The following is a 22844-nucleotide window of genomic DNA, read 5'->3' as shown; positions in this document are numbered from 1 at the left end:
GGACGTTTAGTACCGTATTTAGAACGGCCTTGTTTACGATCGTTAACACCTGCAGTATCAAGTGCACCACGGACGATATGGTAACGTACCCCTGGAAGGTCTTTTACACGTCCACCACGAAGAAGCACCACGCTGTGCTCTTGCAAGTTGTGTCCGATACCTGGGATGTAGGCAGTAACTTCGATAAGGTTGCTCAAACGTACACGAGCAAATTTACGAAGGGCAGAGTTAGGTTTTTTAGGTGTCATTGTTCCAACACGAGTTGCAACACCACGTTTTTGTGGTGAAGAAACGTTTGTTTGAACTTTTTTATGACTGTTGTAACCAACGTTCAAAGCTGGTGATTTAGATTTTTCTACTTTTGATTTACGCGGTTTGCGAACCAATTGGTTAATTGTAGGCATCTACATTCTCCTGTGTTTTTTTTTATTTTTGGTGATGATACACTTGGGTGACAGCTATCATCTGTGTGTACTTTTGCAACATTTGTCAGCACGTCCCTGTACACTCTTGAGAGACCAAAAGTAAAAAGTACCGTCTATTATTGTACCACGTTTTTTCTATTTTTGTCAATATATTTCTTCTTATTTTTTGACTTCTTTGCTCTAAAAATTCTATGAAAACGGTCACCTGCCAGATAGACTCTTCAACCGACCACATAGACAAAGCTTCTTGTAATTGCCAAGAAAAAGGTGTTTAATAGATTTGTAAGTAAGAGATCTCTATTACAACTTTACAAAGGAGAAAATATGAAAGTCAGACTTGACATTGATCAACAATATGCAGAAGAACAAATCATCATAGAAGCACCATCTTTGTCCCCTAGAGTTCAAAAAGTTCAAGACTTTGTTCAATCACTGGATCAAAAAGAAACTCTTAAAGGAAAATTTCAAGATCAGCTTTATCTCATTGAAGTCGGTACTATTCAGCGCGTTTATATTGAAAACCGTAAAGTGTTGGCTGAAACGGATAGCCAAACCTATGCGCTCGACATTCGTCTTTACCAAGCAAGTGAAATTCTACCTGCTTCCTTTATCCAAATTTCCCAATCGGAAATTGTCAACATTGATGCTATCAGTCATCTAAAACTAACCTCTAACGGCTTGATTGAAATCTATCTTAAAAACGACAGTTTCACATACTCATCCCGCCGTTACCTCAAAGCTATTAAGGAGAAACTAGAACTATGAAAAAACAAGTATTTCACGATGCCACAACTGGTATCCTCATTGGCCTCATTCTATCTATTATCTTTTCTTTTATCTATTCACCAAGCAACTACGCACCACTTAGCCCCAACTCTTTGATTGGCCAATTCATGATCCAACAACAGGTACATGGCGCTCTAGTTTTACTCTACTGTGCACTTATCTGGGCAGCTATCGGAGTCCTCTTTAGTTTTGGTAGCCGTCTCTTTGCCAAAGACTGGAGCCTTCTTCGTGCAACTGTCACTCACTTCTTCCTCATGCTATTAGGTTTTGTTCCTCTAGCAATTCTGGCAGGTTGGTTTCCACTTCGCTGGACTTTCATCCTTCAACTCATCCCAGAGTTTGCCATCGTATATCTCATCATCTGGACGATTCTTTATAAAAGAGAATCAAAGAAGGTTGCCCACATCAATCAACTATTGGCTCAGAAGAAATAATACAACAGAAACCCACTCACAGGACTGAGTGGGTTTTGATTTATAATTTTTGTTTCCATTCTAACAAGAGATTCATGGCCTGCATCGGTGTCATATTGTACACATCTACTTTAGCCAATTCTGCTAGGATAGGATTTTCTTCCGCCGAGTCAAATAGGGAAATTTGTTCAGAGACTGCATGTGTTTGTTTCATTGGAACAGGACTTTCCTGACCTTGACTCTCTAATTGAGTTAAAATTTCATCTGCTCTTTTCAGCAAGTCTACCGGTAAACCTGCAATCTTAGCTACGTGAATACCGTATGATTTATCAGCTGGTCCTGCTTCGATCTTGTGAAGGAATGTAACCTGTCCATTTTGCTCAAGTGTAGCCACGTGAACGTTAACCAGATGTCCCAGACTAGTCTCCAAACTAGTCAATTCATGGTAATGAGTCGCAAAGAGAGTCTTGGCTCCGATATGTTCATGAATATACTCGATAATTGCCTGAGCCAAGGCCATGCCATCATAGGTTGCCGTTCCACGTCCTAGCTCATCAAAGAGAATGAGGGATTTCTCAGTCGCATGCGCAATGGCATTATTGGCCTCCATCATCTCGACCATAAAGGTGGACTGGCCTGAAACCAAGTCATCTGCCGCCCCGATACGGGTAAAAATTGCATCAAAAATTGGCAAGTGAGCACTTTCTGCTGGCACATAAGAACCCAGCTGGGCCATAACTGCTGTCATAGCTAGCTGACGCATATAGGTTGACTTCCCGCTCATATTAGGCCCTGTAATCAGCTGGATGCTAGTATCTTCACCCATTTGGATACTATTGGGAATATAGGTTTGGGCTCCCATGACCTTCTCAACGACAGCGTGACGACCTTTTTGAATGTCAATTCGCGAATCCTGACCAAACTCTGGACGGATCAAGTGCTGATTTTCTGCTACTACCGCTAGTCCTTGTAAGACATCGACAGTAGCGATTCCTTGGGCCAGGGCTTGTAGACGTTGGATATACTTACCAACTTCTTCACGGATACGCATAAAGATTTCATATTCAAGGCTGGCTGACTTCTCACGCGCCTCTAGCATTTCTCCCTCGATACGCGCCAACTCCTCTGTCCCAAAACGCTCTGAATTTTTTAGCGTAGCCTTACGGAAAAAGTGGGCTGGTACATTTCCTAGCTGCGAGTTGGTGACATGGAAATAGTAGCCATCCTTTTTATTGTAATCAATCTTGAGCGTACTGATGCCAGAGTTTTCTCTTTCCTTAGCCTCAATTTCAGCAATCCAGCTGGTTCCTTCTCTCAGTACCCGACGATACTTGTCCAAGGTCTCATCAAAGCCAGTCCGAATAATGCCACCCTCTGTAATGACATGTGGAGCCTCTGGCGCAATGGCTGCGCTAATAAGACTTTCCAACTCAGGGATAGCATCTAGTTGAGTGATAAGATAGGCAAGAGCTGGTTGCTGCATTCCCTCCAAGATTGCACGTATTCGCGGAACACTAGCTAAGGTAGTCGCTAATTGCAAAAGGTCCTTGGGATTGCTTTTCCCAAAAGATACTCGACTGGCCAGGCGCTCAATATCGTAGACTCCCTTGAGGCTTTCTGTCAAATCACTACGCTCAAAGAAATAATCCAGAAAGACTTGTACAACTTCCTGACGTTCAAGGATACGGTCCTTGTCAATCAAGGGACGGTGGATCCAAGAGCGTAGGAGCCGCATCCCCATGGCAGTCTTAGTTTCATCTAGCAACCAGAAAAGACTCCCTTGTTTCTTGCCAGAACGAGCATTTTCTACTAGATCTAAACTAGCCTTGGTCGCATAATCCATCTGCAAAAAATCCTTAATTTCATAGCGAACAACTGGCTTCAAGTGGTTGAGTTCTCTCATCTGAGTCCGATGGACATACTGGAGAAGCTTACTGCTGGCAGCCTGTTCAACAGGTGCCAAGCGTGGATCCAGTAGATGGATGTCTTCAAATGATTCTTTCTCATAGGAAAGTACCAAATTCATTTGACGGCCGAGAATCTGTTCTTCCCCTTCAGTTAAGTCATAGCCGATGACGACTTCTCTTGCCTTAAGATTTCGGATTTCACCACAGACCAGGGTAAAATCCAATAAACCTGTCACATAAAAATCACCCGTCACCAGATCCATATAGGCCAAGCCAAATTGCTGACCGTCACGGTCGATAGCCACCAAAAAGTTGTTTTGGCTATCTGGTTTACTACTATCAACGACTGTACCTGGTGTAATCACCTGCACAACCTCACGCTTAACAACCCCTACTGCTTGCTTAGGATCCTCCATCTGTTCAGCAATGGCAACCTTGTATCCACGCTCAACTAAGACATCTATGTACTGTTGGGCAGAGTGATAGGGAACTCCAGCCATGGGAATAGGATTTTCAGCATTCTTATTGCGACTGGTTAGTGAAATTTCTAGTATCTGAGCAGCATTGACTGCATCTTCATAAAATAACTCATAAAAATCACCCATACGAAAGAGCAAAAAAGCATCTGGATATTGTTTTTTGATATCCACATACTGTTGCATGCCAGGTGATAATTTTTCTGTCGTCATCCATTCTCTCCTTGTTAAAAATAGTCTTGAGAGAGACTCCCAAGACCTTATCTATCCTTCATCAAATCTAACAAACGATCTTCCATGAGTTTAGCAACATGCTGATCTCGGCAGATTACCAAGAGAGTATTGGCACCCGCAACTGTTCCTAAAATCCATTCATCCTTGTTGGCATCGACAACATTGGCTAAAACTGCGGCTTCACCCAATTTAGTGTGCAAAACTAAGGTAAACTCTGCTCTTGCTACACCTTCCAAATGATGGGACAAGAACTCAACCAGGTCAATCTTCTCTGTCTCATTTGCTAGTACGTAGTAGACCTTATCATTTTTCTTAACCTTGGTCAAGCCCAGTTCACGAAGGTCACGCGACAAGGTCGTTTGCGTCACAAAAACATTGCGTGCTTCCAACCGATCCTGGATCTCTTTTTGAGTCCCTAATTTTTCCTCAGTGATCATCTGCTTGATCAACTGATGACGTTCTCTTTTTCTCATAACATCCTCTCGAGTGAATATTTATAACATTTTACAACTATTTAATAAGAACATTATACCAAAAAAACTGAATATTTCAAAAAAATTCTTATCATTCCTCAAAATTGTGATAAAATAGAAGAAAAGTCCAAAGGAGTTTATAATGAATACAAAACAATTGATTGCTAGCGAATTGGCTAGCGTCATTGATAGCCTGGATCAAGAGGCTATTTTAAATTTACTAGAACAACCCAAAAACTCTGACATGGGAGACATCGCCTTCCCTGCCTTTACTCTAGCAAAAGTTGAGAGAAAAGCTCCACAAATGATTGCAGCAGATATCGCTGAAAAAATCAATAGCCAAGCCTTTGAAAAAGTCGTCGCTACTGGACCTTATGTTAACTTCTTCCTTGATAAAAATGCCATTTCTGCTCAAGTATTACAAGCTGTTATCACTGAAAAAGAACACTATGCTGACCAAAATATTGGTAAACAAGAAAATGTTGTTATCGACATGTCTAGTCCTAATATTGCTAAACCATTCTCTATTGGTCACCTTCGTTCAACAGTTATCGGAGATAGCTTGTCACATATTTTCCAAAAAATCGGTTATCAAACAGTCAAGGTCAACCATTTGGGAGACTGGGGTAAACAGTTTGGAATGCTGATTGTTGCCTACAAAAAATGGGGCAACGAAGAAGCTGTAAAAGCTCATCCGATTGATGAACTTCTTAAACTCTACGTTCGCATCAATGCTGAAGCTGAAAATGACCCTAGCTTGGATGAAGAAGCACGCGAATGGTTCCGTAAACTTGAAAATGGAGACGAGGAAGCTCTCGCACTTTGGCAATGGTTCCGTGATGAAAGTTTGGTGGAATTTAACCGCCTTTACAATGAATTGAAGGTTGAATTCGACAGCTACAACGGGGAAGCCTTCTACAATGACAAGATGGATGCAGTTGTAGACATCCTTTCTGAAAAAGGACTTCTTGTTGAATCAGAAGGTGCCCAAGTTGTCAACCTTGAAAAATATGGAATTGAACACCCAGCTCTTATCAAGAAATCTGACGGTGCAACTCTCTACATCACACGTGACTTGGCCGCTGCCCTTTACCGTAAAAAAGAATATCAATTTGCCAAATCTATCTATGTCGTTGGTCAAGAACAATCTGCTCACTTTAAACAACTCAAAGCTGTCTTGCAAGAGATGGGCTACGATTGGAGTCAAGATATTGTCCATGTTCCTTTTGGATTGGTAACAAAAGAAGGGAAGAAACTCTCTACTCGTAAAGGGAATGTTATCTTGCTAGAGCCTACTGTCGCAGAAGCCATCAGCCGTGCCAAAGCGCAAATTGAAGCCAAAAATCCGGAACTTGAAAATAAAGACCAGGTTGCTCATGCTGTTGGAGTTGGAGCCATTAAATTCTATGACCTTAAAACTGACCGTACAAATGGATACGACTTCGATCTTGAAGCTATGGTATCCTTTGAAGGTGAAACTGGTCCTTATGTTCAATACGCCTATGCTCGTATCCAATCTATCTTACGCAAAGCGGATTTCAAACCAGAAACAGCTACCAACTATAGCTTGAATGATCCTGAAAGCTGGGAAATCATTAAACTCATCCAAGATTTCCCACGTATTATCAACCGTGCGGCAGATAACTTTGAACCTTCTATCATTGCTAAATTTGCAATTAGCTTGGCGCAAGCCTTTAACAAATATTACGCTCACACTCGCATCTTGGATGAAAGCCCAGAACGCGACAGTCGTCTAGCTCTCAGCTATGCAACTGCGGTTGTTCTCAAAGAAGCACTTCGTCTGCTGGGTGTGGAGGCGCCAGAGAAGATGTGATTCGTTACAAGAGACTGGAACTAAAGTTCCTAGTCTCTTGACGGCAATCGCTATATGGCGATTTGCCTAAACGCTTCACTAATTCACCTAACCAAATAATATCGATTTGGTTAGGCTCATGTCGTAGGCTTTTAATCACTTTATTGTAAAGCAGTCTAAGTAACTAGCGCCAAATCCTATTCGAACCTTGGCTAGGCGCTTCACTAGTCATGGCCTCTAAATATTATCGATTTATGTCCTAAAACGTCGTAACTCTGACGATTTGCCTAAACGCTTTACTAATTTATCTAAACAATAACATCGATTTGGTTAGGTTCATGTCGCAATCTTAAAGTTACGGGATTACAGAGCGATTTAAGCAACCAATCCTAAACCTCTAGGACTTTTATTTGGTACTAGGGGCGGAGTGCATTACATCTACTATTTTAGATTAGCGATCACTTGCCTAATTTCTATATTGTCATTACTTGAAAAGCGAAAAATCTTTTTCGCTTTTCTCTTGCTATTCATTTCTTTATCACCTAGGGAGAATTTTTATGAGCCAGTATGCTTATATTCTAGTTGTTATCAGTCTTCTTTTTCTCTTTCTTGTCAACAAATATGAAAAAGAGAAACTTCAAAGACTGCTTCAGGACCAACTATTAAAAGATCAAGATTTTCGTGCAACTATCAAAGAAAAAATCCAAACGATAGAAAATATCAATGATGTCATTGACTACATCAACAAAGGTTACCGTTTAGGGATTCCCATTTCAAAAGAAATCGTTGACGAAATTCGCAACTAACAAAAAGACTCGAGATGACATTTCTCGAGTCTTTTTATTTATTTCTGACAGCTAAGATTTCTACCAGGATAACAATCCCTAAGGATACCATGGTTCCAAGTGGTTCTACATTTTCATCAAAAATTTTCTCAGAGAACCGTAGCAGAGCAATCGCTAATAGTAGCAAGGCACTGCATAGCATAATATCCTTGAAGCTTGGTTTGCGTTTTATATACTTTAAAAATGATTTCTGTAGTTTACTCATTTCGATTGTCCCCTTTGAAGTAAATCCTTTATCCATAGAATAAAACTCTTCCTCAGAAAATCTAGCCTCTTACAAAGCTTCTAATTCATAGAGTTCCGCAATAATCCCTGCAACCTTCTTGATATCTCCCAGCATACCACGCATCTCAAAGTCAGCTAGAACAGGGAAACCAAAGCGTTGGCTGTATTGTTTAGCCGTCAAACAGTATTGGTTGTTAAAATTACGATTGCCTGATCCTACGACACCAAAACACTTGCTGGCATTGTCACCGTAAGCGATAAAGTCCCCTACTGGAGTGGTCAAAATCTCCACATCACCATTGTCAACTCCATTGCCACCTTCTAGATAAGTCGGTAGAAAAGCGACATATGGATTGGTCATCTCAAAGAAATTCTCTCCCTCCTTGACCAAATCTTTAATATGAATTTTTTCTACTTCAATGTTCTCATACTGTTCTAATAGGTAAGCCTTCAATCGTGTTACGAAACTCTCCGTATTTCCACTCAGACTGATGTAGACCAAGGAAACTTTTTTCATGCTCTCCTCCTTTTTTTGAATCATAAAAAAATAACTACCAAGATTGTATCTTGATAGTTATGCTTTGTCAACTCTTAGGCAAGTTCTTCCTCTTCTTGAGCTTCTGTTAATTCTTTTTGCTGACGCCACATTTTATAGAAGACGATTGCTAGGAAGATAACATTGAGTACGATCCCAAAAATGGCCGAACCTTTGGCACCAAGCTCCGCTCCCATACGGATGTTAGGGTCTGTAAAAAGTGAAACCGCATCCTGAACGCCGATAAAGTTGTAGATAGAACCAACGATGGCAACGAAGACATAAGCAAGATAAGTGTAGTTAGCCAATTGGATGTTTTTACGAATAAGGAAAACCAAAGCCACAACAACTAGAATAACAGATAAGACAACCAAGAGAATGCTGAAGATAGAATGACCATGCTCCGATACCTTAATGGTGTAAGCAACGAGCTCCTTAGCATAAGTAGCATTAACACCTGATGCTGATGTTTCTAGATTGTTCATACCCTCCGCAGTAGGTACTGGAGATATGATTCCAAATAGCGACATTGCTGAGAGTAAGGCTGAAAAAATCAGTAATACCCATAGATAGATTGGTTTCTTTTTCATCAAAGCAACCCCCTTATATTTTTTTAGTTTATTATAGCATATTTTAACAAGCAAAACAAATCCTACAAGTTTGCTTCCACCTGCTTACGGTAGGCCTTAGGAGACTTCCCACATAGTTTTCGAAAGACCTTATAGAAATAGCCTACATTACTGTAACCAACCGTATAGCAAATATCCTCGATACTATCATTAGTAGATAGCAAGAGCTGTTGGGCAGCCTTAATGCGTTGCTTATTGAGAAGCTCTGCAAAAGTGGAATTGGTTTCCTTCTTGATCAACTGCCCCAAATAAACGGGATTGATAAAGAGATCCTTGCTGATATCCTTGAGAGAAAGCTCTTTTTGGTAATCTCTACCAATAACTTCAAGTACACTGACCACATTTTCATTCATTCGATATTGGCCGAAGAAGGATGTCAAGGTTTCCTTGGTATAAGCGACTAAGTCCTCAAAAGTTGTAATGGCATGAATATTCTTGACAATATCTGTCATATCGTCTGCTTTCAAATGTTCAAAAAGATGAAAGACATCCATGACAAACTGGGTAAACAACTGCTTGGTAATGGATACCCTCGGTGTGTTTTCTAAGACAATCTTCTCAAGTAAGGTCAACTCCTCGATAATCTGCTGGAGATTCCCCTGGATAATCACTCGATAGATGGGTTCGTAGTAAGAAAAGAGACTTTCAGACTGATCTAAATTGACCGATCCATAAAAGAGAGTCTTTTCAACATCACGCTTCCACTTTTCAAAGTTGATTTGATAAGGAGCTTCAAAAGACATGACTAGCAAACCCTCAAATTCCTGATCTGCAAGGACGATTTGCCAGTCCTGGCCTAGAACATAGTAGGGAATGACAAAATCCCCTTGTTTTTCTTTTGAAAGCCCAATCCACCAATTTTCTTTTTGACTGAGATGAGTTTTGAAGGCTTCTTCATCGAGTTGCTGACTCAATATTTCTGGCTCATGAGATTTTTCACCAAGCTGACTGGAAATCTTTTCAAGCAAGCGTTCAAGCTCAACCTTATCGACTGGTTTAACCAGATAATCAACGACATTGAGATTCATGGCTTTTTTGACATAGTCAAATTCTTGGTAGCCTGAAAGGAGGATATAGTAAGCATTTGGCAACAACTCCTTCATCTCCCCAATCATTTCAAGCCCTGTCTTGTCAGGCATATTGACATCTGAAATAACAATATCGATGGGATGTTCTCGAACGTAGTCCAGAGCATCGTCAGCATGATTGGCTGTTGCAACGACTTCCATATCCCACTTATCAAAAGGAATCAAACGTTTGAGACCTTCTGTAATCATGTACTCGTCGTCCACTAAAAGTACTTTATACATCTTTATCCTTTCTCTTCATTTTGAATGGTAATTTGATAGCGAACACCTTCTTTTTCAACAGATTCTACACTGATATCATACCGGTCACCAAAGTAGAGCACAAAGCGCTCATGCACATTGACAATCCCAATGGACTGCCGTTTCCCACTATAATCCACTGTATGTTCAAAGATTCTTTGAGCTAATTTATCCTGGATCTCTGCTAGCTTATCAGCAGGCATTCCACGCCCATTATCGGTTACCAAAATTTCAACATAGCCTTCTTTTTTCAAGGCCTTGATACTAATCACATTATCTGTACGTCGATAATCAACTCCATGAGCAAAATAATTCTCCACCAAGGGTTGGAGGGTGAATTTTGGAATGCGCATTTCTTCCAAGCCAGAGTCGATCTTAAATCCGTAAGCAATGGATTTTGGATAGCGAACCATACAGAGATAACTGTACTTCCGACAAAACTCCACTTCTTGCTTTAATGTTGTTTCTCGCTCATCAGAGATGTTGTTGCGCAGGAGACTACTGAATTCGTAGATAATATCCGCTAGTTCATTTTGGTTTTCCATGACCGCGTACATCCGTATAAACTCGAGGGTATTGTACATGAAATGGGGATTTATCTGAGCTTGTAGAGCGCGCATATGGGCATCTTTTTGACTCAGTTCAAGCTGGTAAATATCATGGATATTTCTCTCCAGTCGGTCCAACATATCATTTGTCGTCTCAGCGATTAAAAGCAATTCCTGGTCTTTTTTCGTGAGATCAATTCTTTTTCCCTGCTCCCCTTGCGCAATATCATGGATTGTTTCCACTAGGTCAACAACCTGTGTTTGATACTTCGAAAATGTTTTTTTCAAGGTTACATATAAAATAACGATAAAGAGGAGACTCAAAGCAAGAATAAAGACTGAACTAGAGATACTACCACTAAGGACATAACCTCGAGGAACTGCAACCTGAACCTGATAACCATGAGCAGTCTCGTCTTGCAACCATTCCTCTCGATCACTTTTTTCACCTTGGTGAAACATTTCCGTTTCAAAAGGAGAGGTGATGCTCACAGTAATTGGGATATTTCCTCTGGTATTGTCAATAGCCTTATAAAAAACATCGGAAGATACAGAGACATAAATAACACCAAGAGCTTGATCCGATACTGGATCGGATACGGGAATGGCGAAACTATTGGCATCTGGCTTGAAGGCATCTGCAGAAACCTTGTAACCACTACGATTGTCCCTCTTCGAAACATAAACTTCTGTCGAGTCTTGCAAGACAATGGCTACACCCGTTACAAAACCATTGCGCACATAAAGGTCATCGATATTTTCATAAATAGATACAGAAATATAGGGTGATGCTTTACGCTCCAGTTGCCAATAGAAATAATCCGGTGTACTGAGGCTAAAATACTTATAGATTCCCTCGATTCGCGCTTGATTATCTACTAAACTTTGGGCTGAACGCGCTGATTCTCGATAATAATATTCAACCTCACTCACTGTCCGAGTCAAAACCCGCTGGGAAACCTGTCTTGCTTCTTTTTCTCGACTATCCCAGTTTACATAGGAAATCAACAGAGCAAAACTAGCAATGATAACAATCATCACCCAAGTATAGGTTCGAAGGAGTGAATGAAGCCAAAATTGTTTCATTCTATTTGGACGCCAATTTTTCATGAATGCTTTCATAAACAGGCTCCAATAAATCACTAATAAAGAAATGCCACATACCAATCCCTACAAAAATAATGAGGGCTGGCATATAAAACCCAATAATGGCTAACAAGACGCTACCAAGAAGAACTTTAGCCACTGCTGACAAGCTCATAAAAATTCCGATAAAGGCAAGCTTTAAGGTATTTTGATAGGATAAGTCAAAATAAACTTGTAATTTTAGAGAAACTGTATACGCCAAAAAGACCAAGGCTACCAAAAAGATATTTAAAAATGTTGCTGCCAAATGGATAATGGTCTGATGCGGCAATTGGATCATGAGATACAAACCATAAATCAAGATCAAGTCAAGTCCCATAAAGGTGTAGAAACTGAGATTGCTTTTTACAAAATTGCTCTTATAAAGAGTCCATGCCTCTTTAAAACCATAGGCACGGTAAGAATAGCCATGTTCTGCAAATAAGCTCATGATAGTCGCACTAGCTGGCGCTATACCAAAAACCACACCTCCTGCTAGTGTCAATAACCAAAAATAAGCTGTAGCTATCATCCCCAAAAAGAAACGATGAAAGACTAGCTCAATAAAATTTCCCACGGTTTGCCTCCAAAAAAATAATCTAGAACTATTATAACATATTTCAAGCGCTCTCAAAAATAGGAGGAGAGAAAAGGCAGTGAGAGTTTATCACTACCTGTTTACTATAATGTTACTAAAAATTAAAATCAATGGCCGAAACCATTGGTTTTAAGATGTTTATAATAAGTTAACTCTTACTTAACTTCAGTAAGCGTAATATGTAATTTAGCAAGTTTCATGATGTACAGAAACGTTGATTTTATGGGCTTTTCAATCTTTCAATTATTGATGAAATAGGGTGATTTTGACCTTGCTTTAGTTTTAATCAGACAAAAATCAGATAAAACTTTAGTTCTTGGTCATAAAATCACCAAGGTTTTTAATTTTTTGTTTGATGATATGATATTGTTCAGATGATGTTCTAGGAAGAACATATTTTGTTGAACGTCCCTTGCCAATTACCTCTATATATTGCTTGCTTTGAAGAGTTTTTAAGTTTTCTCTGAACTTATATTCTGTCATCAGATTATTCTCAATAACATCGTTTTTGCTAATGCTTTCATTTTCGATTATGTACTTGAGAATAGCTCTTTCATCTTGTGTTACATCTTGGTATGAAGACAACAAGTCCACTTTCCAAATGGTTACGATAGTACTATCAAAAGTAGTTGAAACTTCGGGAATTTTCAATTTGTATTTTTCTGACACATCAAAGATTTTTGGCCCGCCTGAGCCAGCCTTCTCAGACATTCCGATTCTTCTGAATAGCGATGAAATTGTACCGTTTCGTGTTTTTGACGTACCGCCATGTATAAACTCAGGAATAGAAATTTTCATTTTTCCTGGATTCTTAAATTCATAAAAATCATTATATGCGGTGATAACGATAGGTGAGTCAAAGTCATAGTAAGCGTGCATTAAGCAGTTTACTAGTGCTTCACGTATAGATTCAGATAAATCTTTTTTAAATGGTAAACGATGGGCAGATTTATCATTGAGTTCGAACCTATCGTTGGTAGTTGCAGTTAATTTCTTGTATGCTAAATTAAAAAAGTCATACATGTTCAAATCAGGGTACATCATGTCCCCTGTTGAAATCCTATCATTCCACCTAGTAGAAAGTGAGTTGTCCTTTTCAAAGTAGTCTAATTGAAATTTAGGATACCTAGATATTATGGAGTTGTATTTCCCGAAAAATAGTAACCCTCCTGCAGTCAACTTATAAGAGCCATCTGTTCTATCCTTCTTAAAAACACCAATTTCAGTTAAGAAGTCCCTAAGTGGCATATTGGTGTACTTAGTGTTCCCGCTTAATTCGATTAGGAGTTTTTTATACTCTTCGATTGATTCAATATTGAGGTCACTTTCGTCATAGTTAGTTAGGAGTTCGCCATCAATATCATCATGGGAGCTTGCCATGAGATACTTTAGCTCTTCTTTATCAAGTCTAACATCACCTTCCCCTAACCTTTTATAAGATTCTCTAAAATCATTTTTAAGATGGACAGGTTTTTGGTCACTACTGGCTTCTCTAATCGTTATTACCATAAGTTGACGATTTTTATCAGGAATATCAATGTACTCAATATCATTATCGGTTAGCAAATTACAACTTACTTTTTTTCTATTAGAGACTAGATTAAACAAGTCATTCCTAACTTTTTCAGGATTCATAACTCCCTGAAAAGGGTCTTCATTATTTTCATCTACTCCCAAGACAACTTTCCCACCATTGGTGTTTGCGAAAGCAGAATAGGTCTCCCAGAAAGAATCAGGAAGTGCATTTTTAGCTTTTTTGTACTCTAAATCATTGCCTTCAAATTTTAATTCCACACTTTTTCCTCCTAACTTAAAAAATCAAATTGCAGGGTATCACGCGAAAATCACGCGAAAAAAATTTTTGATAATACTCAATTTTGCTTGATTTTAAAGCATTTTTGAGCAGTGCGTTTTAAAAAGATATCGAAATTCACGCGAAAGTCACGCGAAAACCACGTGATTATTTCTCCGCCCAGTCAGTCCAGTCATCAAAGGTCGTATTATTGTAAAGTTCTATCAGTCGTGGTCTGACAGATTGGATAATTTCAACTAATTCATGCCCTTCATGAAATTGTGAAAAAGGCATACCAACTGTTGCTTGGGACATATCTGAAAGTAATTGCCTTGTTGCTTGGCTATCTGCAAGTGTATTGATTAGAAAACCGAGTAGGTAATTGGAATCATAGCTAACTTCTACACTTGCTGATGGCGAATCTTTAATCAGGCGTTCATAGCCCTTTTTAATTTCTTTTTTGATTTTATCTTTGGAAAGGATTTCTAGATTTCCGATAAAATCATATGAAGTATAGATTTGGTTAGCAAAGTAATCAGAAAGTTCGTTGATTTTAGTATCATCAAGTCCGTCTTGCTGGCTTAAGTAGGTTTTGGCTTCCTTCCTAATTGTGTCCCTCAGCGTATCATAAAGCATTTCAAAAAAGATATCATCTAGGTAGCCTTCTTTTGGGTATCCAAATTCATTTTCCCAGTCAGGATTTTCAAATGTTCCAATGGTTACTCCCCCACTTCTTGTGACCGATTGTATTGGATTTGTTTTTATTCTAAAAAGCTCTTCTTTTATTTTTAATGGAGTATCAGGATACTCATCTAGGAATGTGCCATAACCAAGTTTTCTAAGGTAAAGTTCAATATATTCTTCCAATTCTCCGTAGTAAAACCAACCTACGGGTTTTCCATAGATTTTTGACACTTTCTCTAAAACTTCAAGAGGAGCTAAGTTATCTCCTCTTACATATGCGTTAATCGTTGATTTTTTTAATCCAAGACGGTTTCCAAATTCAGTAAAAGACAAATTTAATTCATCTTTGACTTGTCTCAATCTTTGACCAACAGTCTTTTTATCAGGTTTAAGTATTTCAAACATAGGTTACCTCTCAGACTATTATAACACAGGTGTTTATAAAATCGTACATTTTTTGAGAAAAACGCTTGACTTCGTGTATGATATCGTATATAATTATTAATGAGCATTAAGGTTGCTCAAAAATTTTACACCAAACGTACATAAAATCGTACATTTGTGTTAGAGAGGAGCTAACCCAACAATCAAAAAAGAAAGGAGGGTACAAAAAATCCTTGAACAATCTGGTACATCGTTCAAGGACAGTAAATCTAATTGCTGTAATTATACCAGATATTTCGGATAAACGCTAGTTGAATGCAGAATCAGAAAAGAGGGTAATTATGAATTTAACAGGTATGGAACTACAAATGGTAGAGTGGGTAGCCTACTCACCAGATACACAAGAGAAAGTCTTAATCAAACCAGAGGACTGTAAAGATTTGAATGACAGAGAACTCTATCGCCTTATCAAGGATATGGGATTTGAGCGATTGATTGAATCTAGAGCTTTGCAGATTTTGAACGACTTTCTTAATCAGAAAATACAGGTAAACTAATGAGTAAATACGATTATCAAGAAGTTGTAGATAGGGTTGATGGTCTCAACTCAGTCTCAACATTGAAAAAGTGGCGGTTAAAGATTGAAAGTCTAACTGGTACTCAATTCAATGAAAGTAGAGTGAGAACGGGTCGAAAATCTTATTCTAAAGTTTATCTTTTTACAGAAGATGACCTAAATCATTTTCAAGCGATTGCTGATAAGAAGTCTTCGTTGGGGCTGGAAAGAGCAATTCTAAGTGTTTATGGGTTTTCTAAAGAAAATGATTATCAAAAACCTATTAGAGAACTTGTTGATGAGCTAGAGGTCTCCTTTAAGGAAATCCGAGAAGATTATCGAAGGAACCTAGCAAGGTTGAAACAGGAGTTAGAAGTGCTTCTGGATAGAATCCAGGCCTTAGAGAAAGAGAATGAAAAGAAATCATCTAAGAGACTTGGCTTCTTTCATCGATGAAGACGGTTCGCCACCCCACCACTGGGCGAGTGGTCAACACGGTAGCCCAGAGCAGGTGGGAAAGGTGGCAAACGGCTGAACTCGATTTGACATTTGCACCCCAGTCCCTATTAGGGGGTGCACACATACATAAAATGTGGTCAAATTCCTTGATACACAAGGGGTTCAGTGATTTGAAGTAAATTTCACGAAAAAACATTTATGAAGCCTATGATATCAACGGTTTACGATGGATTTCATGTAGGCGTAGCTTTTATGAATAGGAGAAAAAAACATGACAAAATTTAACTTAACAGACGAAACTATAAAAGTTGGCGACTTGAAATTGGATAAATCACAATTTGACATTCCAAAGAAAGTGACCATCCTTTCTTCACGAGTTGCACCAGTCTATAAAAATGTCAATGGCGAAAGCATTGCGACAGATGAAGTAGCTAAAATTACTTGCTCTGTACAAGATACAGACAAAATCCAAGCCTTGAAAGACCTGGGCTATTCCCCTGATGACCTCAAGGGTATTCGCTTGGAGATTGTAGACAATCTTAACAAGTTGGCTAAATCCGTTGAAAAGGATGAGCTGAACTCACTTGTAGTAGAACTTGTCAATCCAGAAGTCCACCTTGGTTGGCGAGCTAATAATAATGGTGGTGGAAATTGGGGAGGCTTAAAACTAGTGGCAACTGATATTAAATTTATTGGAGCCTAGACATGGATAACTCAGTGATGTTAGACTACTTAGCCGTAACGATTAAAGGCTTAGCTCCAGATGATGTCATTGAGAAAATCCTCATTCTTCCTAAAGATAAGTTTGTTCTCAATGAATGGGGGATAAACAAGTACCAAAGGCATTATGCCTTCTCAGAGATAAAGGTTTACTTCAATAAAGACTGGGAATCAAAAATGGGAGTTTTTATCGAACTGAGAGGGCAGGGGTGCCGTCAGTATGAAGAATACATGGAAAGCAATGTCAATAACTGGGTAACCCTAATGAAACGCATTTCTGAATGCCATAGTAATTTTACAAGACTAGATATCGCCAATGATATTTTTGATGGTAGTCTATCCGTCCCGCTTATTTATAGTTATTGTAAAAAGCAACTCTGCATATCAACCGCTAAAACCTTTGATTACCATGAAAAGAGTATTCTTGAAAATGGTGAAAAGGTTGGTGAAATGGTAACGATTGGTGTTAGAGGTACTCAGCAATGGTGCATCTATAATAAGCTATTAGAACAAAAACTGGATAAAGATTTACCAGAAATGCCCTCATCATGGACAAGAGCAGAGCTTAGATGTTGGCAAGAAAAGGCAAACTTACTGGCTCAACAGATAAAAAAAGGACGTCCCCTTAAAGAGATTTACTTTGAAGCGATTAATGGACACTATCGCTTTGTCAGTCCGAGAGATAAGGATTCCAACCGTTGGCGAAGAAAAAACGTAAAATGGTGGAATGACTACTTAGAAACACAAAAAAAGACGGTCTTAAGTGTAAAGCGGACAAAACCCACCCTAAAACGGTCTGAGCTATGGACAGAGAAACAAGTCTCACGAACACTTGGAAAACTCTATGTAGCAAAAGCAGAATCTTACGGACAAGAAAAGGCAGATGGCTATATTCAACACTTACTTGAGCTTGGGATATCCAAACTAACGGAAACAGATGAGACTGATATTCAGCAGTACAAACAAGAGCAACAAAACTCAGCTTATTGGGGTATAAGAAAAGACGACCTGTAGCAAACTACAAATCGCCTTTCCAAAAATAACTAACTTGATTATAACCAAAATAGAAGGAGAATTCAATGGCAACATTAAAAACAGAACATGATTTTGACTTGACCCGTAACTGGTACCGTAAATCCGTCTTTCTAGATGAACTCTGGCATGGCATGACCGTTGCAACGCTCAATAGCTATATTCGTCAGATGAAGGACAGCCCATACGCTTTCGGTATTAAAGGAACACATGGCAATGTCTTTATTCACTCAGAAGTCTTCGTGGCATGGTTTGACTACAAAATTGCCAATCAATATGTCGCAAAGATGGCGTAGGTAATACCTATGAGAGATAATAGTTCAAGAGTACTCATCATCAGTTCTTGGCGAACAGACCCTTATAAAGCAGGCAATGTCTTGGTGAAGTTCGCTATGCGATTTACCCACCCTATTACTAAAAAATCTCACAAGAAATACCTTTCTACAGGTGCTGGTAAAGGGTGGTTTACCACTAAGGCAAGACAAAGTAAAAAGACATCTTCTGGAAAAGAACGTCTTTTGGTCAGCGATATTAAAAACTCACAATTGATTACACAGGTCACGCAAGAACTGAACAAATTAGTTGATGACTATATCGCTGAGGTAACAGGTATTAAGCCTAAGAAAGCCAAGAGACTTTTAACCCTAGAAGAAATCGCTAAGCCCTATGATGAAGATGGAAGTCTTTATGGTAAAGCCTTTAAAGCATGGTATGAAAGGGTCAAACCAGCCAATAATACTCTTAAAACAAGGGTTACTATCTATAACCGCTATATCGTGCCTAATTTTGATACCAGAATGTCTATCACAAAATTTGCCTCTATGACAGAGGAAATTCAAAATCTAATCAATGCTTCTTCCATGCACATGGCAAGAAACCTGCATATTTATCTTAAGATGGTTTTTGATTGGTCAGTCGAAAACGGACAGATTACTCTTACACAAGACCCGATTGCCAACAATAAGGTTAAAAGGCGGGTTCTGACAAAGAGTGAGGAGCAAAACAAGAAACGTGAAGATATTGCAGAAAAATACCTAGAAGCAAGTGAGGTTAACTACGTTCTCCGACTGATAGAAAGCTGGACTAACCGTCCTGATAATCAACTTATCGCAGATGTGCTGAGAATGATTTTTCTAACAGGTATGAGACCAAGTGAAGTTCTGGGTTTGAATGAGGATATGCTTGATTTTGAGGAGAAGTGGATAAAGGTTCATTGGCAGAGGGCAAGCAAAAATAAATCAGATGAGGTAATGGAAGCACTTAATCTTGACGGAAAGGAACGCTACCGAGCAGACCTTAAGACCAAGGAAAGTGTCCGAACGATTCCAATGAGTCCTGAGGTAGAGAAAATTTTGCGACATTATATAGACAGAAATAAGTTTCAAGCTCAATTTAACCCTACTTATCAAGACCTAGGCTATCTCTTTACCAGAACCTATATCAGAACAGGTAATCGGCAAGGCTCTCCGCTTTATCATAATGAACTCTCACAATTCCTGAGAGGTGGTTCTAGTCAGTCAGCAAAATATAATAAAAAATCTGGTAAACCCTATAAGGACATAGATAGCTTCCTAGACTTTGGCAGACCGATTCATGTTATCCCTCATATGTTCCGCCATAGCTTTATCTCCATTATGGCTAGCGAAGGTATAGACCTCTCCACCATTCGAGAATTTGTTGGACACTCGGAGGATTCCAAGGAGATTGAGCGTGTCTATCTCCATGTGATTAAAAAGCAAAAAGACACCATGAGAGGAGCTGTAGAAAGGCTGGAAAAATTGATTAATAATAAGAACTAAGTGTGGAAAGGAGGATACTGCCTCCTTTTCTATTTGACATAGATATTTTTTTAGGATATAATTTAATCCGAAATCAGACCAAAAGAGAGGTAAGGAATTATTTTGGAAACAGATTTTATGAAGCAATTATCAGTACAAGAGAAAGAATTCTCATCTCTTTATCGTGTCATGGCTAAGAATTTTGGGCTATCTGAGAGTAGCGTGTGGGTCTGTTATTTTTTATTAGTAAATAGTGGTGATATCACTCAGCAGGACTTGGTTGAACAGATGATGTTCCCAAAACAAACCATTCACTCTTCGGTAAAAAAGTTGAGTGCTGACCAATATGTAAGGGTGACGCCACTACCAAGTTCTCTTAAGAGCAAGAAATTGTCCTTGACTGAAAAAGGCAAAACTTATATAGAGATGACCGTTGCTAAAATGGTGGAAGCAGAAAAAGAAGCAATAAGGGCCATGGGGCAAGAGGATATGCAAAAATATGTTGAACTTCAAGGAAAATATCTAACTCTTGTGAAGAATGAATTTACTAAAGCTGAGCTGTTAACTTTAACTGACGATATGGAGAATAATTGATGGAAACAGATAGTATTGAAATTTTTGGTGCTAAAGAGCACAATCTAAAAGACTTTGATGTGACGATTCCTAAGAATAAGCTAGTGGTTTTTGCAGGTGTTTCAGGTTCGGGGAAGTCTTCCCTTGTCTTTGATACGCTAGCAAGAGAAAGTAGTAGACAGTGGCAGGATAGTTATCCTCTCTTTTTACGGAACAAGCTACCTCACTATGAGCGTCCTCACGTAGACGAAATTAAAAATTTACCCCCATCTATCGTTGTCGATCAGAAAGCTTTAAGGACTAATACTCGTTCAACAGTCGGGACGGCTATGGACATTGCTCCGCTTATTCGTCTGCTGTTTTCACGGGTTGGTCAACCGAGTGCGGGTGGTTCAATGGCTTATTCTTTCAATCATCCTGCAGGGATGTGTCCTATTTGTACTGGGATTGGGAAGGTTTATCAGTTAATTGAGGATAAGATTTTTGATACCACAAAATCATTGAATGAAGGTGCTATTAATTTTAGCCAATTTTCGAGTGGCTGGCAGGCTTATCTTTACAAAAATAATCCTTTACTTGATGCAGATAAAAAGTTAGCTGATTTTTCTGAGGAAGAATGGCAGATTTTGCGAGAAGGAAGCGATGAAATAGTCAAGGTTGAATTTCGTTCTAATAATACGGGGAGTGTGGACCGTGTTGACTATGAAGGTGTCATTCCGCGTTTCTACCGCCTCTATCTGAAAAGGGATATTTCTAAGCTGAAAAAATCATTGCAAGAAGAAGTGCTATCTCTTGTCATTCAGGTACCTTGTGCCAGTTGTGAAGGCTCAGGACTAAACCCCAAGGCCTTAGCTTCTAAGATAAACGGGCATAATATTGTTGACTATATGAACTTATCAGTCAGTGAACTCTTGCCTTTACTTGAAGAAGTTGATAGTCCTTTAGGTCAATCATTAGTTGCACAAATCAAGTCAGCTATTAAGCGGATGGAGACGGTTGGGATTGGTTATTTATCTTTGTCTCGGAAGACAGAAACCTTATCAGGTGGTGAGATGCAACGGGTCAAGTTGGTGCGACACATCGGTTCCAGCCTAAGTAATGTCAACTACGTTTTTGATGAACCGACTGCAGGTCTGCACCCTCATGATGCCGAGAAAATCGGTCAGCTCTTGTTGGATTTAAGAGATAAGCACAACAATATTTTGGTTGTGGAACATAGCCGACAAATGTTAGCTTTAGCGGATGAAGTCATTGAATTGGGACCATTGGCTGGTCGGGAAGGCGGTAGGCTAATTTTTCAAGGAAGTCTTGTAGAGTTGCAAAAAGCTGACACCTACACAACCCGTGCCCTAAATCAACCACTTAGACTGAATCAAGACCCACTAGCTTGGACAGAATATTTTGCCATCAAAGATGCTACTGCAAATAATCTTAAACAGGTTAATACAAAAATCCCTAAGGGAATCTTGACCGCAGTAACGGGTGTCGCGGGTTCAGGGAAGAGCTCTCTGATTGGTGTCGAATTTATCGAAAATTACCCAGATGCCATTATCATCAATCAAAAACCTATTGGTACCTCCATTCGTTCCACACCAGCAACTTACTTAGGAATAATGGATGAAATTCGAAAATTATTTGCCAAAGCCAACAATGTAACCCCTAGTTGGTTTAGCTATAATTCAAAAGGTGCTTGTCCAATTTGCAAGGGAACTGGAAAAATCGTTTATGACATGGCTTTTGCGGATTCAGTTGAGGTCGTTTGTGAGGAGTGCGGGGGTCACCGTTATAATCCTAAAGCGCTCAGCTATCGTTATCAGAATTTCACAATTGAAGAGATTTTGAATCTAACTGTCGAAGAAGCATTAACAGTTTTTTCTTCGAACGATAAGATTTGTCAATCTCTGTCAGTCATGAAGGAAGTTGGCTTAGATTATCTGACTTTAGGTCAGCCTACAAGTACCTTGTCAGGTGGAGAAGTGCAACGGGTTAAGTTAGCTAGTAAGTTACAAGAGTCAGGACAAATCTTTGTTCTCGACGAACCAAGCACAGGTCTGCATAGTAAGGATGTTGAACAACTGCTTAGTTTACTAAGACGCCTCGTCAATCAAGGGAATACGGTTGTGATGATTGAACATCGCTTAGAACTTATTGCTCAAGCTGATTGGATAATTGATTTAGGACCCGAGGGCGGAAAGAATGGGGGGTATATTTTATTCGAAGGCAAACCAAGAGATATTATCAGTTGTGAAGAGTCTCAAACGGGGAAATATTTGAAAGAAATTTTAAATTTCAGTTAAAATACGTCAATTGCTTCTAATCAGACAAAAATCAGACAAAACCACATTATAAAAACAAAAAAAGCCTAGAAACGTTGATTTCATAGGCTTTTGGTATATTGTTTTACTTAACTTCTGTAAACACAACGTGTTTGCGAAGTTTTGGTGAGTATTTCTTCAATTGAAGACGGTCTGGAGTGTTACGTTTGTTTTTAGAAGTAAGGTACAAG

The 22844-nt window shown here is 39.1% G+C and carries 24 protein-coding genes; 12 read left to right on the top strand and 12 right to left on the bottom strand.

Annotation, left to right across the window (positions count from 1 at the left end):
- Positions 1-404: 30S ribosomal protein S12 (rpsL, locus tag E7C97_RS06840; protein WP_316108555.1), on the bottom strand; the 404-nt coding region annotated here is incomplete at its 3' end.
- 345 nt (positions 405-749) lie between these two features.
- Here rpsL and E7C97_RS06835 point away from each other — a divergent pair.
- Both E7C97_RS06835 and E7C97_RS06830 read left to right on the top strand, forming a co-directional pair.
- Positions 750-1190, top strand: a complete 441-nt coding sequence (locus E7C97_RS06835; RefSeq protein ID WP_301392188.1) for a LytTR family DNA-binding domain-containing protein — start codon at positions 750-752, stop codon at positions 1188-1190.
- Positions 1187-1645, top strand: coding sequence for a DUF3021 domain-containing protein (locus tag E7C97_RS06830; protein WP_301392187.1), 459 nt, complete (start codon positions 1187-1189; stop codon positions 1643-1645). Before E7C97_RS06835 ends, E7C97_RS06830 begins: the two co-directional genes overlap by 4 nt.
- A gap of 40 nt (positions 1646-1685) precedes the next feature.
- On the opposite strand, the gene mutS is transcribed toward E7C97_RS06830, so the two are convergent.
- Positions 1686-4220: a DNA mismatch repair protein MutS gene (mutS, locus tag E7C97_RS06825; protein WP_316108554.1), complete on the bottom strand. Its 2535-nt coding sequence runs from the start codon at positions 4218-4220 to the stop codon at positions 1686-1688.
- A gap of 47 nt (positions 4221-4267) precedes the next feature.
- Positions 4268-4714 (bottom strand): arginine repressor, encoded by a 447-nt coding sequence (gene argR / locus E7C97_RS06820; protein WP_001231485.1) that lies wholly within the window; start codon positions 4712-4714, stop codon positions 4268-4270.
- Between the two features lie 142 nt (positions 4715-4856).
- On the opposite strand from argR, the gene argS reads away from it, so the two are divergent.
- Positions 4857-6548: an arginine--tRNA ligase gene (argS, locus tag E7C97_RS06815; protein WP_316108552.1), complete on the top strand. Its 1692-nt coding sequence runs from the start codon at positions 4857-4859 to the stop codon at positions 6546-6548.
- Positions 6549-7084: 536 nt separating this feature from the next.
- Positions 7085-7333 carry a hypothetical protein gene (locus tag E7C97_RS06810; protein ID WP_049527311.1) on the top strand — a complete coding sequence of 83 codons (249 nt, stop codon included), beginning with the start codon at positions 7085-7087 and terminating at the stop codon, positions 7331-7333.
- Between the two features lie 34 nt (positions 7334-7367).
- Here the strand turns inward: E7C97_RS06810 and E7C97_RS06805 are convergent, their stop codons facing one another.
- The 8 genes from E7C97_RS06805 to E7C97_RS06770 form a co-directional block, all read right to left on the bottom strand.
- A complete protein-coding gene (locus E7C97_RS06805) occupies positions 7368-7577 on the bottom strand; it encodes a hypothetical protein (RefSeq protein WP_316108551.1) in 210 nt (69 codons plus the stop codon).
- A 69-nt stretch (positions 7578-7646) separates the two neighbouring features.
- Positions 7647-8114 carry a class Ib ribonucleoside-diphosphate reductase assembly flavoprotein NrdI gene (nrdI, locus tag E7C97_RS06800; RefSeq protein WP_316108550.1) on the bottom strand — a complete coding sequence of 156 codons (468 nt, stop codon included), beginning with the start codon at positions 8112-8114 and terminating at the stop codon, positions 7647-7649.
- Between the two features lie 74 nt (positions 8115-8188).
- Complete coding sequence (locus E7C97_RS06795) at positions 8189-8722, bottom strand: ABC transporter permease (RefSeq protein WP_316108549.1); 534 nt, start codon at positions 8720-8722, stop codon at positions 8189-8191.
- A 62-nt stretch (positions 8723-8784) separates the two neighbouring features.
- Positions 8785-10071 carry a response regulator transcription factor gene (locus E7C97_RS06790; RefSeq protein WP_316108548.1) on the bottom strand — a complete coding sequence of 429 codons (1287 nt, stop codon included), beginning with the start codon at positions 10069-10071 and terminating at the stop codon, positions 8785-8787.
- A 2-nt stretch (positions 10072-10073) separates the two neighbouring features.
- Positions 10074-11747 (bottom strand): sensor histidine kinase, encoded by a 1674-nt coding sequence (locus E7C97_RS06785; RefSeq protein WP_316108547.1) that lies wholly within the window; start codon positions 11745-11747, stop codon positions 10074-10076.
- The gene (locus tag E7C97_RS06780) at positions 11725-12339 is read right to left on the bottom strand and encodes a YesL family protein (RefSeq protein WP_045763088.1); all 615 of its coding nucleotides are present in this window, start codon (positions 12337-12339) and stop codon (positions 11725-11727) included. The genes E7C97_RS06785 and E7C97_RS06780 overlap by 23 nt, the downstream gene beginning before the upstream one ends.
- Positions 12340-12669: 330 nt before the next feature.
- Positions 12670-14154, bottom strand: a complete 1485-nt coding sequence (locus tag E7C97_RS06775) for an RNA-binding domain-containing protein (protein ID WP_070590691.1) — start codon at positions 14152-14154, stop codon at positions 12670-12672.
- Between the two features lie 166 nt (positions 14155-14320).
- A complete protein-coding gene (locus tag E7C97_RS06770) occupies positions 14321-15241 on the bottom strand; it encodes a helix-turn-helix domain-containing protein (protein ID WP_070590693.1) in 921 nt (306 codons plus the stop codon).
- Between the two features lie 320 nt (positions 15242-15561).
- On the opposite strand from E7C97_RS06770, the gene E7C97_RS06765 reads away from it, so the two are divergent.
- The 8 genes from E7C97_RS06765 to E7C97_RS06730 all read left to right on the top strand — a co-directional run bounded on the left by E7C97_RS06765 (position 15562) and on the right by E7C97_RS06730 (position 22635).
- Complete coding sequence (locus tag E7C97_RS06765; protein ID WP_070590695.1) at positions 15562-15777, top strand: hypothetical protein; 216 nt, start codon at positions 15562-15564, stop codon at positions 15775-15777.
- Positions 15777-16232 carry a hypothetical protein gene (locus E7C97_RS06760; protein ID WP_316108546.1) on the top strand — a complete coding sequence of 152 codons (456 nt, stop codon included), beginning with the start codon at positions 15777-15779 and terminating at the stop codon, positions 16230-16232. The genes E7C97_RS06765 and E7C97_RS06760 overlap by 1 nt, the downstream gene beginning before the upstream one ends.
- A 274-nt stretch (positions 16233-16506) precedes the next feature.
- On the top strand, positions 16507-16938 hold the full coding sequence (locus E7C97_RS06755; RefSeq protein ID WP_070590705.1) for a hypothetical protein: 432 nt from the start codon (positions 16507-16509) through the stop codon (positions 16936-16938).
- Positions 16939-16940: 2 nt separating this feature from the next.
- Positions 16941-17969 carry a replication initiation factor domain-containing protein gene (locus tag E7C97_RS06750; protein ID WP_070590708.1) on the top strand — a complete coding sequence of 343 codons (1029 nt, stop codon included), beginning with the start codon at positions 16941-16943 and terminating at the stop codon, positions 17967-17969.
- Between the two features lie 65 nt (positions 17970-18034).
- The gene (locus E7C97_RS06745; RefSeq protein WP_000212595.1) at positions 18035-18283 is read left to right on the top strand and encodes a hypothetical protein; all 249 of its coding nucleotides are present in this window, start codon (positions 18035-18037) and stop codon (positions 18281-18283) included.
- Positions 18284-18292: 9 nt separating this feature from the next.
- Positions 18293-19786 (top strand): site-specific integrase, encoded by a 1494-nt coding sequence (locus E7C97_RS06740; RefSeq protein WP_316108545.1) that lies wholly within the window; start codon positions 18293-18295, stop codon positions 19784-19786.
- A gap of 117 nt (positions 19787-19903) precedes the next feature.
- Positions 19904-20359: a MarR family transcriptional regulator gene (locus E7C97_RS06735; RefSeq protein ID WP_316108544.1), complete on the top strand. Its 456-nt coding sequence runs from the start codon at positions 19904-19906 to the stop codon at positions 20357-20359.
- Positions 20359-22635 (top strand): excinuclease ABC subunit UvrA, encoded by a 2277-nt coding sequence (locus tag E7C97_RS06730; RefSeq protein WP_062004529.1) that lies wholly within the window; start codon positions 20359-20361, stop codon positions 22633-22635. Before E7C97_RS06735 ends, E7C97_RS06730 begins: the two co-directional genes overlap by 1 nt.
- A gap of 103 nt (positions 22636-22738) precedes the next feature.
- Here E7C97_RS06730 and rpmG read toward each other — a convergent pair.
- Positions 22739-22844, bottom strand: a 106-nt coding sequence (gene rpmG, locus E7C97_RS06725; RefSeq protein ID WP_316108556.1) for a 50S ribosomal protein L33, incomplete at its 5' end; no start/stop codon positions are given.

The sequence above is a fragment of the Streptococcus sp. genome (assembly GCF_032481935.1).
In the GTDB taxonomy this organism is placed as follows: Bacteria; Bacillota; Bacilli; order Lactobacillales; family Streptococcaceae; genus Streptococcus.
The sequence above is the reverse complement of the archived record's forward strand: the minus strand, read 5'-3'. Positions and strand labels throughout refer to the sequence as shown.

What these genes read in the sequence shown, in the direction of transcription:
- nrdI (WP_316108550.1), bottom strand. Translation starts at nt 8,114, where the DNA reads ATGAAAAAAGTTTCCTTGGTCTACATCAGTCTGAGTGGAAATACGGAG.
- mutS (WP_316108554.1), bottom strand. Translation starts at nt 4,220, where the DNA reads ATGACGACAGAAAAATTATCACCTGGCATGCAACAGTATGTGGATATC.
- E7C97_RS06835 (WP_301392188.1), top strand. Translation starts at nt 750, where the DNA reads ATGAAAGTCAGACTTGACATTGATCAACAATATGCAGAAGAACAAATC.
- E7C97_RS06795 (WP_316108549.1), bottom strand. Translation starts at nt 8,722, where the DNA reads ATGAAAAAGAAACCAATCTATCTATGGGTATTACTGATTTTTTCAGCC.
- E7C97_RS06785 (WP_316108547.1), bottom strand. Translation starts at nt 11,747, where the DNA reads ATGAAAAATTGGCGTCCAAATAGAATGAAACAATTTTGGCTTCATTCA.
- E7C97_RS06765 (WP_070590695.1), top strand. Translation starts at nt 15,562, where the DNA reads ATGAATTTAACAGGTATGGAACTACAAATGGTAGAGTGGGTAGCCTAC.
- E7C97_RS06750 (WP_070590708.1), top strand. Translation starts at nt 16,941, where the DNA reads ATGGATAACTCAGTGATGTTAGACTACTTAGCCGTAACGATTAAAGGC.
- E7C97_RS06790 (WP_316108548.1), bottom strand. Translation starts at nt 10,071, where the DNA reads ATGTATAAAGTACTTTTAGTGGACGACGAGTACATGATTACAGAAGGT.
- E7C97_RS06735 (WP_316108544.1), top strand. Translation starts at nt 19,904, where the DNA reads ATGAAGCAATTATCAGTACAAGAGAAAGAATTCTCATCTCTTTATCGT.
- E7C97_RS06755 (WP_070590705.1), top strand. Translation starts at nt 16,507, where the DNA reads ATGACAAAATTTAACTTAACAGACGAAACTATAAAAGTTGGCGACTTG.
- E7C97_RS06830 (WP_301392187.1), top strand. Translation starts at nt 1,187, where the DNA reads ATGAAAAAACAAGTATTTCACGATGCCACAACTGGTATCCTCATTGGC.
- E7C97_RS06760 (WP_316108546.1), top strand. Translation starts at nt 15,777, where the DNA reads ATGAGTAAATACGATTATCAAGAAGTTGTAGATAGGGTTGATGGTCTC.
- E7C97_RS06810 (WP_049527311.1), top strand. Translation starts at nt 7,085, where the DNA reads ATGAGCCAGTATGCTTATATTCTAGTTGTTATCAGTCTTCTTTTTCTC.
- E7C97_RS06770 (WP_070590693.1), bottom strand. Translation starts at nt 15,241, where the DNA reads ATGTTTGAAATACTTAAACCTGATAAAAAGACTGTTGGTCAAAGATTG.
- E7C97_RS06730 (WP_062004529.1), top strand. Translation starts at nt 20,359, where the DNA reads ATGGAAACAGATAGTATTGAAATTTTTGGTGCTAAAGAGCACAATCTA.
- E7C97_RS06745 (WP_000212595.1), top strand. Translation starts at nt 18,035, where the DNA reads ATGGCAACATTAAAAACAGAACATGATTTTGACTTGACCCGTAACTGG.
- argS (WP_316108552.1), top strand. Translation starts at nt 4,857, where the DNA reads ATGAATACAAAACAATTGATTGCTAGCGAATTGGCTAGCGTCATTGAT.
- E7C97_RS06805 (WP_316108551.1), bottom strand. Translation starts at nt 7,577, where the DNA reads ATGAGTAAACTACAGAAATCATTTTTAAAGTATATAAAACGCAAACCA.
- E7C97_RS06740 (WP_316108545.1), top strand. Translation starts at nt 18,293, where the DNA reads ATGAGAGATAATAGTTCAAGAGTACTCATCATCAGTTCTTGGCGAACA.
- argR (WP_001231485.1), bottom strand. Translation starts at nt 4,714, where the DNA reads ATGAGAAAAAGAGAACGTCATCAGTTGATCAAGCAGATGATCACTGAG.